This window comes from Chitinophaga skermanii, assembly GCF_003259335.1.
Taxonomy (GTDB): domain Bacteria; phylum Bacteroidota; class Bacteroidia; order Chitinophagales; family Chitinophagaceae; genus Chitinophaga; species Chitinophaga skermanii.
This window is the reverse complement of the sequence record NZ_QLLL01000002.1, coordinates 298,455-311,363: the sequence shown is the minus strand read 5'-3', so window position 1 is coordinate 311,363 and position 12,909 is coordinate 298,455. Positions and strand designations below refer to the sequence as shown.

General features: G+C 43.0%; 11 protein-coding genes. 4 read left to right on the top strand and 7 right to left on the bottom strand.

Annotated elements, in window-relative coordinates; all coding sequences use genetic code 11:
• Nucleotides 1–918: 918 nt before the first annotated feature.
• Nucleotides 919–2,553: an LVIVD repeat-containing protein gene (locus LX64_RS05320; protein ID WP_111596586.1), complete on the bottom strand. Its 1,635-nt coding sequence runs from the start codon at nucleotides 2,551–2,553 to the stop codon at nucleotides 919–921.
• Between the two features lie 392 nt (nucleotides 2,554–2,945).
• Here LX64_RS05320 and LX64_RS05315 point away from each other — a divergent pair, with 392 nt between their 5' ends.
• Nucleotides 2,946–3,422, top strand: a complete 477-nt coding sequence (locus LX64_RS05315) for a DUF4265 domain-containing protein (protein WP_111596585.1) — start codon at nucleotides 2,946–2,948, stop codon at nucleotides 3,420–3,422.
• Between the two features lie 593 nt (nucleotides 3,423–4,015).
• Here the strand turns inward: LX64_RS05315 and LX64_RS05310 are convergent.
• Entirely contained in the window at nucleotides 4,016–6,079 is a 2,064-nt protein-coding gene (locus LX64_RS05310) for a copper-translocating P-type ATPase (protein WP_111596584.1), read from the bottom strand.
• Nucleotides 6,080–6,518: 439 nt separating this feature from the next.
• On the opposite strand from LX64_RS05310, the gene LX64_RS05305 reads away from it, so the two are divergent.
• The gene (locus tag LX64_RS05305) at nucleotides 6,519–7,052 is read left to right on the top strand and encodes a GNAT family N-acetyltransferase (protein ID WP_111596583.1); all 534 of its coding nucleotides are present in this window, start codon (nucleotides 6,519–6,521) and stop codon (nucleotides 7,050–7,052) included.
• Here LX64_RS05305 and LX64_RS05300 read toward each other — a convergent pair.
• The gene (locus tag LX64_RS05300; RefSeq protein ID WP_111596582.1) at nucleotides 7,046–7,678 is read right to left on the bottom strand and encodes a tetratricopeptide repeat protein; all 633 of its coding nucleotides are present in this window, start codon (nucleotides 7,676–7,678) and stop codon (nucleotides 7,046–7,048) included. The genes LX64_RS05305 and LX64_RS05300 overlap by 7 nt on opposite strands.
• 270 nt (nucleotides 7,679–7,948) lie before the next feature.
• On the opposite strand from LX64_RS05300, the gene LX64_RS05295 reads away from it, so the two are divergent.
• A complete protein-coding gene (locus LX64_RS05295; RefSeq protein ID WP_111596581.1) occupies nucleotides 7,949–8,581 on the top strand; it encodes an ABC transporter ATP-binding protein in 633 nt (210 codons plus the stop codon).
• On the top strand, nucleotides 8,578–9,699 hold the full coding sequence (locus tag LX64_RS05290) for a hypothetical protein (RefSeq protein ID WP_111596580.1): 1,122 nt from the start codon (nucleotides 8,578–8,580) through the stop codon (nucleotides 9,697–9,699). Before LX64_RS05295 ends, LX64_RS05290 begins: the two co-directional genes overlap by 4 nt.
• A 34-nt stretch (nucleotides 9,700–9,733) precedes the next feature.
• Here the strand turns inward: LX64_RS05290 and LX64_RS05285 are convergent, their stop codons facing one another.
• From LX64_RS05285 to murI, 4 genes are all read right to left on the bottom strand, one after another.
• Nucleotides 9,734–10,501, bottom strand: coding sequence for an MBL fold metallo-hydrolase (locus LX64_RS05285; RefSeq protein WP_111596579.1), 768 nt, complete (start codon nucleotides 10,499–10,501; stop codon nucleotides 9,734–9,736).
• A 60-nt stretch (nucleotides 10,502–10,561) separates the two neighbouring features.
• A complete protein-coding gene (locus tag LX64_RS05280) occupies nucleotides 10,562–11,434 on the bottom strand; it encodes a helix-turn-helix domain-containing protein (protein ID WP_111596578.1) in 873 nt (290 codons plus the stop codon).
• A gap of 69 nt (nucleotides 11,435–11,503) precedes the next feature.
• Nucleotides 11,504–12,019, bottom strand: coding sequence for a ferritin (locus LX64_RS05275; protein WP_111596577.1), 516 nt, complete (start codon nucleotides 12,017–12,019; stop codon nucleotides 11,504–11,506).
• A 44-nt stretch (nucleotides 12,020–12,063) separates the two neighbouring features.
• Entirely contained in the window at nucleotides 12,064–12,888 is an 825-nt protein-coding gene (gene murI, locus LX64_RS05270) for a glutamate racemase (RefSeq protein ID WP_111596576.1), read from the bottom strand.
• Between the last annotated feature and the right edge of the window lie 21 nt (nucleotides 12,889–12,909).

The following is a 12,909-nucleotide window of genomic DNA, read 5'->3' as shown; positions in this document are numbered from 1 at the left end:
AAAGTCTTTCAAAGGCAGGTCCAAGTCTTTCAAAGGGTCGTCAAAGGCTTTTCAAAGGGTTTTCAAAGGCTCGTCAAAGGCAAGTCAAAGGGAAGTCAAAGGCTCACCCAATTATTCCCCGCAGTACCCAAGCAGGTTAAAAATCATCATTCAATTGACTTCCAATATATTAAGCTATTCACCGCAGTAAGCACCAAATTACCCCCCAGTGTTTACGGGCATCTGCAAAGTTTTCTCCGACGCTTTACCGACTTTTACCGACACACCCCCAGTATTGACGCGGGTCGCTCCGACATTTTCCAAGCCTTTTGTCGACAAAAACCTTATCAAACCCCGTATTTTACTTGCATGAAGTAAGCCTATAGTCGACTATTTCCAATCCCTCACCCATCCCCAGTCTAAACTTTTAGGTCCTAACGTCCCTAAAAGTTTCCCAATCCCTCCCAAAACCCATTCAAACCTCCATCACCCCAAACCCTCAAATATCCCACCTCCAAAACCATTAGGTCCTAACGCCCCTAAAGGTTTTGCCCCAACCTCCCTAACCCCCAATCAAAACCAGCACCATACAAACAACAACAAACCCACCCAACAAAACAGGCACCACAAAGAACGAACGCCCTTCACCACAGTAGCACCGAAGCCTAATCAACATCCCGATAAAACGCCGACGCAGTCTTTCGGCGTTTTTCCTCCTTTCTTTGGTTACTTTCTTTGGAGAAGCAAAGAAAGTAACAACGGGATTTGAAATGAAAAGAAATAATTGCATTCAAGAATTAGAATATTAAAATCACTTTTACAATAAACATACTTTATCGCTCGCCTACGGCATTGCTCGCCTACGGCATCATATATAAAAACAAAAGTCCCGGCATACGCCAGGACTTTGCATCTCACATAATCAACCTAGTATGAATATTACTTCAGTTTGTTAAAAGTATCAGTATACGTACCAGTAATCGTAACACCGCTATTCTTCGTTACTTTACCATAGATAGTAATACTAGCACCGCTTCCAAGGAAGTTAATTTTTGCACCGCTATTCAACGTTAAATCACCGTAGATCACTACACTACCTTCTACGTTCCAAGTACCATTTACGTTCATAGTAGTACCGGCATTGTATTTACCGAATGCTAATGAACCATGGATATCGAATACGCCTTGGCTGTTAATGTTTAATTGACTTTCTACAGTCATAGAACCACAGAAGTACAATACATCATTTACGTTTACACCTTGTAGAGCAGCAGCGCCGCTATAGTATTTTTTCTCACCAGAGTTAACATTTAACCAAGCGCTACCAGTGTAAGAAGGGTAGGTGTTACCACAAAGGTTGGTGGTTGGTTTCGTCATTTTAATGATTTTCAAACCACCTCTACCATTCGCTACGAAAATGTAATTACCGGCAGATTTTACGTAGTTAGAAGAACCCGTTAAATCTAAAGAACCTAATAATTCCAAAGAATTGTTAGCACCTTCTTTCGCCACATACACACCTGCTGCACCGTTTGCAGAGAAGAACAAACCATCGTTGTTATAAGAAACACCGTTGGTTACTACATCGCTAGGATCTACACCTGTAGGAACTGCTGGAATATCGATCTGGCCGGTTTTTGCACCGCTTGTTGAGTTGTAATATTGTACACCATTTTTACCGGCAGCTACGATTACGTAATCACCTTTGGCGTCAATATTTCGTTGTGCTTCAGCGACGTCTGTTGGCAAGGCTATGTTTTTGATGATATCACCAACTGTTGAGAAGGTAGTGACACCGTTTGTGCCGCTGAGCACAGCTACTTTGTTTGTCATGCCCACTACCGAACGAAGGTCGGCACTGGTTACGTATTTCTCTGCTGCAAAAGTACTAGCGTTGATGACGCTCAACCCGCCTGTTGCCCCAGATACAGCATAGATTTTACCATTCAAAATGGTTAAACCTGTTGCTACTTGTCCAGGAACGCTATAAAATTTGAAATTACCTGTAGGGATATTATTTGCAATATCTACGTAACCAACGATACCAGGCGTTGTAAACGATGGATCTTTGTCTACGCTTGTTGCACCGGCCACGTAAAGGCGACCGTTAAAATATTTAACTGCGCTGATATCTGTTGAAGGAAACAACGCTTCTGATAATAATTTAGGTTGTTGAATATTGCTGATATCGAACACGCTTACACCACCGAGGTATACTTCACCTTCGCGGTTGTAAGAAACGTAAGCGTAGTTACCGTTGATATCAACGCTTGTAGCACGCATTTGTACGCCATTGTAGGTAGGAGGCGCTACTTCTGCTACTAATTCTAATAAATACTGGCTAGCTTGATCGCCATCTTTTGCGAATTCGCCTTTTGCTTTACGGGCAATTGAAGAAGTACTTTCTAAGGTTAATACACCTGCGCCATCCAAAGAAATTCTTTTTGCTAAGGCAGCAGCGTCGGTGTTTACAATGATTTTTGGATCTTCAGTCGGGTTATCATTGTTGGATTTGTTACACGCAGTTCCTAGGATTACAGCGAACCCTAACAACGCAAGAATGTGTTGCTTCATGTAATGTATTCGGTTTAATAAAAAAATGAGCCGGTTTTCAGCAATGCTTATTGCAATAAAGAAGAATGATAAGTTTACAATGGCCTATTAGCAAACTTTGTTATGGTTAAGACGTTTTGGATACTTGCCGTAAGTATTTTTTCTTTGCTGGAACAAAGATAGAGCAATAATTTCTAATTAATTAAATGTCAGTTTGTTAATGTCGTTAACAAACAGCTGGAATCGAATACCAAAGCCGATTTTATACGATCTTGTTACACGAAAATTTGTATGTTTTTTATGATCAGGAATCCTAAACGTCGACCAATTTCCATGTCTTCTTCGAGCAAAATCCCTCAAATATCTTACCACCACAAAGTAAAATCACACCGTTTTTTTCTATCATTGCACTTATGGAAAACAATGCTCAAGTAGAAGATGTACGCATCATACTCGAAAGCACAAACGAAGATGGCGAATTACAGCGCGAAGAGGTTTGGGCAGAGAAGGTAGGCGATGAATATACGATCTGTAATATCCCGTTCCTCACCAACGGCATGTCGTATGGCGATGTCGTAAACGCTATTGAAAAAGACGGGGAAATAATTGCCCAAAACGTGGTGAAGTCATCCGGTAATTCTACCGTACATATTATGATCAAACAAGTACAGCTTACCAAGCAAATCGGCGAAGATTTCGAAGCCCTGGGTTGCGATTGGGAAGCCAGTATGCACGATGGCTACATCTCCGTACATGTTCCAGCCACAACACCCTACGAACCCGTGATCGAATATTTATTGGAAGGCTACCAGTCGAAAGTATGGGACTTTAAAGAATCGAACTTAGCACACCGGGTAAAAGGCAACTATAAAAAAGAAGATTATCAATAAAAAACAAAAGCTACCGCGCACAAGGCAGGTAGCTTTTTATAAAATGATTAGTTGATGATTCGCTCAAGGCTAATTTAGCACATGGAATGCCCATGTAAGCAATAAAATCAACGTTGGTTTTTTCTTTTAAATCTTATAGGTTTTCATTAGGTTGTCATTTTGCAAGTAAGAATACTCGCCATAAAAACAAGGGATCCCCGGTTTGTAAATGCTTAACTACTTAGGTTTTCTATAGGAACAGATCAAATTATCTCGCTAAGTGTACACGCGTTATACCGCTTAGCTCATTCGGTCTTTTCATAGGATCAGGTAACTAATTCTAATTTAAAGACTATATTTTACATTTGCAAGCAAAGGGATCATAATTTATAAAGAATAGTTATTTATAACTACTCGAAACACAATTTTCCGCCCTTTTTTACGTTCCCGAACCCAATTTCAACGTTCACACCCCGAATTTTCACGTTCACCCAGGCTTGAATTTTCATAACAAAGCCCCTTTTTCCGCACAATGATCCAGTTATAACACTACATTATCCACGTATTGGCCATTATAGCAGTTTTTGATGATAATACCTGTTTATCTATTGGCACTATTTCCCGGTAGGCTGCAAGCGAAGCAAACCCGCGTTAAAGGCCACGATGAGGGTACTTAGACTCATTAATGCCGCCCCGGCTGCCGGGCTTAATAAAAATCCTTGGTTATAGAGTATGCCGGCCGCCAATGGCATCGTTACCAAGTTATAGCCGGTAGCCCATGCAAGGTTCTGCATCATTTTCCGATAAGTGGCTTTCCCAAACAATACAAGGTTCACCACGTCGGCCGGGTTACTGTTGACGAGGATAATATCGGCTGTTTCGGCCGCCACGTCACTACCCGAACCTACGGCAATCCCAATATTCGCCTGTGCCAAAGCCGGGGCATCGTTCACTCCATCGCCCGTCATAGCCACAAACTCGTTCTGCTGTTGTATTTCTTTTATCTTCTCCAGTTTCTCGTGGGGCAATACCTCGGCATAATACTGGTCGATCCCAATTTCTTTGCTCACGCTTTCTGCCACTGTTTTATTATCCCCCGTTAACAACACCGTTTTAATGTGCTGTTCATGCAAAGTTTGAATGGCCCCCTTCGATTCAGGACGAATGGTATCGGATAAGCCAATGTACCCTACTAATTGCTGGCCTGCCAACACGTATACAAGTGTTTCGCCTGCTTGGGTAGAAGCGGGGAGGGGCGATTGAAAGGTAGCGGCATAATTAGGACTAATCACCCCGAAGGTTTGCCCGTCAATTTTGCCTTGTATACCTTTCCCCGGTAACGCTTGCACATCTTGGGCCGACGGGATAGTTAACTTATCATTTTTAGCCTTTTCTGTAATACCCCCGGCAATGGGATGCTCTGATCCGGCCTCTAAGGCCGCTGCGTACGATAATAGTTGCTGGGTATCAAACTGGTTCGATATACTTTCCACCCTATTTACCTCGAATTTCCCTACCGTTAAAGTGCCTGTTTTATCAAATACTAAGGTGGTAATCTTACGGGCATCTTCAAAAGCCGTTCTGTTTTTAATCAATAACCCATTTTTAGCTGCCAAGCTGGTAGAGCGTGCCACCACCAATGGAATGGCTAAGCCTAAAGCATGCGGACAGCAAATAACAATCACCGTTACCATGCGTTCAATAGCAAAAGCCAAATCGTACCCCGATGCATACCAAGCTACAAACGTAATAATCCCCGCTACAATCGCGATTAAGGTTAACCAGCGGGCCGCTTTATCGGCGAGTAACTGGGTTTTCGATTTCGATTGCTGGGCATCTTGCACCAGTTTTACTACGCGCGATAGGTACGAATCGGCCGCCGCATGGGTAACATGCACATGCACAGCCCCGGTGCCATTAATCGACCCGGCAATTACTTTATCATTCACTTGCTTTTGTACCGGCTTCGATTCGCCTGTTAACATCGACTCGTTCACACTGGTGCTGCCTTGCGCAATGGTGCCATCGGCCGCGAATTGCTCGCCCGGTTTTACAAGTATTTGCATGCCGGGTTGTAACTGCGTGATGGGCATATCCATTTCATGGTCGCCATGCAACACATGTGCTGTAGCGGGCATAAGGGCAATAAGGGATTTTAAGTTATTAGAAGCCCCGGCAATGGAACGCATTTCAATCCAATGGCCGAGTAACATGATCAATATTAAGGTGGCGAGTTCCCAGAAGAAATCCATGCCGCGCAAACCAAATACCGTAGCGGTGCTATACACGTAAGCTACTGTAATGGCAAAGCCAATTAAAGTCATCATACCCGGGTTACGCGTTTTCATTTCCTGCAACCAGCCCATTAGAAATGGCCAGCCACCGTATAGAAAAATGATCGTTGATAGTCCTAATAGCAAGTACTTACTATATAAAAGATGTATTTCAAACCCCATCCAGTGCTGAATCATGGGCGATAATAGCAATACCGGGAACGTAAGCACCAAGGTTACAAAGAAGCGTTTTTGGAAATCTTTGATCATCATTTCGTGGTGTTCGCTGCCCATGTTGGTCATGTCGTGATGATCGTGTTTCATACCACCATGCGCATGTTCGTGGTGCATATGTTCGTGATCCATGTGTTCTGCTTTATCGTGTTGGTGAATAGAATGTTCCATGTACTTGGGTTTTCAGTGTATAAATAACTATTACGGGATGAAAAGGTTGTTCGGGCAATAGGGGCGTATAGGCATGCCCGTTAGCAGGTGTACTGCAAATTACCTGCTAGAAAACACGACAAGTATACGCATTTTATGTACGATACCGGACGGCGAACGTTCATTATCGAACACCTAAAAAATAACAAGTATTATAAACCAATGGTTTATGTTGTGGCATTGCGTTTGCATAAAATAGCTTGCTGATTAAATGCAACCAATACGACCATTCTATTAACTGTATTCAAGCATTTTTTCGGCATATGTATCGAAACGAAAGTGGAGATGCGATATGTCCCGGTTTTTCCTAACTAACATGCTACCTGCCGGGTCGTATGGAATGCTGTAACCACGCTTCTTGCGTGGTTTTTTTATGCCTCAAATTGCGTAACTTCATGATATGCAAGTAGAAATCATCACTCACCCCGATCATGCACAACTCTCCGAAGTGCGTGCCTTGTACGAAAAATCATTCCCACCGGAAGAACGCCGTGTATTCGACATGCTACCTGCTATGTTGCAAAATGCCCCGGGCATGATACTGGCTGTTTTTACAGCGGATGAAGGCTTCGTGGGGTTCGTGGTGTACTGGCAGTTCAAACGTTGGGCGTATATCGAGCATATTGCGGTGAACGAGGAAATTCGAGGGAAAGGGTATGGCAAGCAAATGATGCAAATATTACAGGTAGAATTAAAAGGCACCATTGTGCTGGAAGTGGAGAAGCCGTATGATGATACCGCTATAAGGCGAATTGGTTTTTACGAGCGCTTGGGGTTTGTATTAGCGCCTTATGAATATATGCAACCACCGTATAAACCAACGGGGGCACCCATTCCTATGCATTTAATGAGCTACCCCCGTGCGTTAGATGAACCTACTTTCTTGCAATATGCACTGCATATTCGCCAGCAGGTGTACGAATATTATTATTGATACGATTTCATGCTTTCTTGTAAAATGGCCAATCCCCAAGTTGGGTGTAAGGCCGATTTGGGTTTGAAGGCCGCAAACTTTTGTTGTGCTTCTTCGAAAATAGGGTGCGCCTTCTTCTTACCACCCCCAAATATACCCGGTGTATGATACACCACTAACGCCTTTAATAAATAAGCCCGTGGGTTACTAGGGTCGGCTTCAATGGCCTTTTCTGAATACTTTTTACTTTCCGGTCCATTCTTTACACTCGAAGTAGGTTCCACTTTAATGCGGGCCGATAACCAATAAGCTTTTAAGGTTAACGTTTCTGTATTTGTTGGTTGCAGGGCCAATGCTTTCTCTACATACGGTTCCGCCGTTTTACAATAGCTCGAAGCTTTATCATCCGGCGCTTGGAATACCATCTGCGTGTACGACCAACCCGCATAATATTGCAACAACCATTCCCCGGGATGCTGGTCGGCCAATTGCTTCAATAAGGCGCTCGACTTTTCCCATTGTGGTAAAGAAGTGGACGTTTCTAATATCTTAAGCTGTTGTTGTAAAGAGGTTTTCCACTCGTCGGTAGCAGCGAAACTAGCACCTCGACAAGCAATGAACAGAACAATGGTAAATAATAACTTCATGAGCGTAAGTTTTTCGTGTGATGCGTTATCAATAAAGACAAAATCTATATAGATATTGTTTGTAATAACACGAATAATATGCCAAAATATTGGAGGTGCTGAAGCCGTTTGCAGGCTGAATATTACTAACCCATTCAGCCTCTACTACTTGCAAAGCGAAGATGTTTCGTGTAGTCGAAACCGTTACCGGCATTATTTGATATGTTAAACATTGTTCCACCAAATATTTTCATCCTAACAATTCCCTATCTTCCGGTTAAATTTTAGGGAATGTTGCAAATCGAGGGCTACCATAAAGCCTACCATGGCCAAACTATACTACGTATACCCGCAGTTACGTTCGATCAACCCCGTACATGGATTAAAGGGGGGAACGGGGCAGGGAAGTCTACTTTATTTAAATCCCTCGCCGCCCTCATTCCTTTTGAAGGTACCATTACCTTGAATGGCAAGGAAATGCGTAAACATTTGCAACACTGGCGAAGCGTAGTTAATTATGCGGAAGCAGAACCTATTTTTCCCGCATTTCTCACAGGGGAAGATTTGATTCGGTGGTATCAGCAAACGAAGCGAGGTACGCCCGAACAAGTGAATAAGCTCATCGATACGTTAGGTGTACGGAAGTATATGCATCAAAAGGTGGGTGGCTATTCTAGCGGTATGGCCAAGAAGCTTTCTTTAGTATTGGCCTTTATTGGTTGCCCCGAATTAATTTTATTGGATGAACCTCTAGCTACATTGGATGTGGAGGCGCAGGCGATTATTTTAGCGCTAACAGATGAATATGTGCAGCAAGGAGTGCAAGTAATTTTAACTTCTCACCAAGGCTTAGCTGCTGTAAGCGAGCAATGGCAGTATGTGCATACTTGTTTAATCGCCGATAAAAACCTTACACAACTATGAGCACATTACTCCCCATCTTGAGGAAAGTTCTACAATTCCAATTTTATAAACAGCATGCCGGGTTCTTTTTCCTCGCGTTCATGCTACTATTCGGTTTAATCGATGCCAGTCAAATAGTTGGTTACCATGTGTCGCTCATGAGAGGCATGGCCTCCACGCCTTGGTTATGTGGCTTAGCGCTCCTCGGCTGGACTTTATACTCTTTGAAAATCAACTTCTTTACACGGCAATTATTACGTAGCGAGGGAAGTATGTTCTTGCTTAACCTCCAAGCCTGTTCGCCTGCTACGCGGTGGTGGATTTTTTGGGTGAGTCATGTTGAAATGATGCTACCGGTGATTGTATACACATGGGTGGCTAGTGTAGTATTTGTAGCCGATAAAACGTATGGTATATTGATACTCTTCCTACTGTACCCTTTCGTATTATGCACGATTTCGGCTTATTTGTATGTACGGCAATTAATGGGTGTTTTGGAGGAGAAGGAGCTAGGCTTTATAGATCGCATAAGCCGCTTGAAAATATTCCAATTACGCAGCTATTACTTCGTATTGTTGAAGCAAATGTTGCACGAACGGAAGCTGGCGCTTTTTATTGCAAAAGTAGGCTCGTTTGGGATCTTGTACATTGCTTTCACATTGAACGAAACGAATTTTGAGAAAGGGGAGTTCTTCATTCTTTACCATATCATTATCTCGGCACACGCGGTGATTATTTACTACATGGTGCAGTTCCTCGAGAATAAACTCGCAGGCTTGCGTCAATGGCCGTTGCATTACTGGCAACGATTTACCATAGCTGCTATCCCGTGTTTCATTTTACTTCTACCGGAAATGGTGTATATGATACTTCATGGTCAACACATGTTCACCCTCCCGGAAATAGGGGGTATTTATTTCTTCTCGGCTGCGCAGTTATGCGTTTTCTTTTCCTTATTGTATTTACCACGTATGAACATGGATCGCTACCTCGTGTACCTGTTCACTATTTTTGCTTTCTCCATTTTTATGATGTTGTTAAAGATGTACTGGCTATATGGAGTGGTGGAATTACTTTTAGCCATTACTATATACAGGCTGCGGTTCGAACGTTTCGAACAACCGGAAGGGGAGAAATAATGCGAAGCGTACGAGCAGCTTCGCATTGAGTATGTTAATTGAGAGAAACGGTTTCTCCATCTTGGGGAATAATCAATCTTTCTACTGGAATACCAGCGGCTTCCGCGGCTGCTCGTAAGCTGGCACGGGTGGTTAAGCAATGATCGAGCGATTCCATATGCACCGCTATTACAACGGCTTGGCCGCTTGCTTTTACAAGTTGAATGGCTTGGGTTTCTTCCATGAGAATAGGGGCAGATTCAAATCCCGGGAATGCCGCGCCTCCACTATTCACTACCACTATACCCGGCTGGAATGTTTGTAATGCTGCCTGTACCTCTTCCACCCAAATACTATCACCCACCATATACACCGTAGGCTCGTTAGCTGCTTGTAATACAAAGCCCGATACGGTTCCCATTCTTTCCAATATCTCTCCGCTACCATGTTGGCCGCCGGTTCTACTAATGGTAATACCTTCCCAGGTTACTGCTTGCTCAATCGCTTTTGCATGCACAAATCCTTTCTCTTGGAAGAAGGCTGTATCTGCGGGTTGGTGAAATAAGGGAATGTCTTTTGGTAATACGGCTGCCGCTACCTCGTCGAAATGATCTGGGTGGGTATGCGTTACCAGTACAAGATCGATGCCTTTGATATAATCCTGCGCATCACCGGTTAAATCGATGGTGGGGTTAGGAGCTATCCCGGCAAAAGAGCGAAAGGCGCCTTTCGGGGAGAACATGGGATCTAGGAGGATTTTCTTGCCGGCATATTGGATCACCAACGTGGCATTCCTCACAAGTTGTATGCTATTACGTGACATGTGGTCTTTTAATTTCTTACAAAATTGGGGATGAAATGTTGTATGGCCTCTACCAATACTTTACCGGTTCCTACCATTTTGATAAGCCGCTAAGTATTCGCTTGTAGTTTGACCGGTTTGGGATTTAAAGAAACGCATCAAATGGTTCGATTCCGAGAAGTTCAATGCATCGGCAATGGCGGCCACTGTTAAATCGGTATATAGCAAATAGTGCTTAATCTCAAACAATAATCGCTGTTTCAATAATTGCACCGCTGTTACATGGAATTGATCTTTTACGGCTTTGTTGAGCGTAATTCTACTAATCCCCAATAATGCCGTGTAATCCTCCACCCGTTGTTTTTGCTTAATATGCTGTTCTAACAATTTCTTATACTGGAAGGCATAATGATCTTGCGCTTGCTCCAACGGCAATGCATACGCTTGTGCATATGCACGGTTCAATTTCTGCAACAAGTAGTATACGAGGGAACGGATAATATGGGCTGAATCGGGTTGCACTTGTACTAATTCACTTTTGATTTCTTGTAGGGAGCTACAGTAGTGTTCGAGTGCTTGGGGTGTAACTTGTATGGTAACAGGGTAGTTGTGTTGATAGAAATATAGCAGCTTGTACGTAAACAATTTATCGGCAAAGAATTCATTCAAGAAATCCTCTTGAAAGATCAATAAAGTAAAATCTTCCTGCCCGGCTTCGAGCTGCCAACTGCGTTCTTGGAAAGGTGAGAGAAATACGATACTATAGTCGTGTATCTCGATTTGTTGTTCATGTATCAACACCTTCCCTTTCCCTTTTTTAAAAAACAATACTTCAAAGCAATCGGTGTTGTACCGGTCGGTAAGGCTATGCCTTGCTTTGATCGCATCGTGGTTTAATACGTTCAGTAGAAAATCTACCCCGCAATCAGTCTTATGAAATTTAATTGTTTGCACGGTCTGCTAATAAAAAAACAAGGCAGCCTTACGACTGCCTTGCCATATGAATGAGATAGTAAGTAGCCGTTATTTATGAGATTGCGACACTTGGGCACGGTATTGCAAAATGTCACGATCGAACAAATACAACCCGCCTTTGTCTTCCCCGATCAACTCTAATTTATCGTTGAGGGTGCGCGCTAAGTTTTCTTCTTCAATTTGTTCAGATACGTACCATTGCAAGAAGTTATGCGTAGCATAATCTTTCTCTTGTAAGGCTAAGTGTACAAGGTCGTTAATGCTGCTAGAAACTTGCATCTCGTGGCGCAAGAATTCTTCGAATACGCGTTTAACGGATTGGTATGTAATAATCGGTTGTTCTAATGGTGGTACCACAGCGAAGCCGCCTCTTTCATTGATGTATTTAATCAATTTCAATTCGTGTACACGCTCTTCTTCTGATTGTTGGTAGAAAAAATTCGTAATGCCTGTTAAGCCGGGTTGAATATCCGCCCATGACGCCATGGCCAAGTACGCTTGTGACGACGTGGCTTCCATTTTAACTTGGGTATTAAGTGCCGCTTGAATTGTTTGACTTAGCATAAATAAGGTATTTCTTAAAGTTACTAAATAAATACGATCTACATCTATAGGGCAAGGTGCTGTGATGTGATCGGTGTATCGAAGAATACAGACGCCATACGGTCGAATACGCCCGGGTCGTCTGTTGTATAAAATTGGCGTGTAGCATTTTTACTGCACAACACTTCCATTTCGGGGTGCCTTTGCAAATAATCGGTTAAACTAGCCGCCACGATCTCGCCTTGACTAAGAATCGCGGTGCCGTTTGGAACGTATTGCTTGATTTTCTCTATGAGTAAGGGGTAGTGCGTACACCCTAATACAATAGTATCGATTTTATCATCTTCCGACAACAATTCATCGATATATTTTTGTACGAAGTAATCGGCACCGGGTTTGTTCCATTCGTTATTTTCGACCAAGGGAACCCACATAGGGCAAGCCTTTTGGGTAACTTTAATATCGGGATAAAACTTTTCGATTTCAATGGGGTACGAACCAGAAGCCACCGTACCCGCCGTACCCATAATGCCCACATGCTGTGTTTGGGTATACTTACCCACTATTTCGGTAGTAGGCCGAATCACTCCCAATACGCGTTTACCCGGGGCTATCTTCGGTAAATCATTTTGTTGGATAGAACGCAACGCTTTCGCCGAAGCAGTATTACAAGCCAACACAATAAGGTTGCAACCCATATCGAACAAATGTTGCACGCATTCCAACGTGTAATGGTACACCGTTTCAAACGAACGCGTGCCGTAAGGCGCACGGGCATTATCGCCTAAATAGAGGTAATCGTATTCGGGCAATTGTTTTACAAATTCTTTTAATACTGTTAATCCGCCGTATCCTGAATCGAATACGCCTATTGGTCCTGGTACTTTCATGGCTGTATGTTCGAGGCTGTA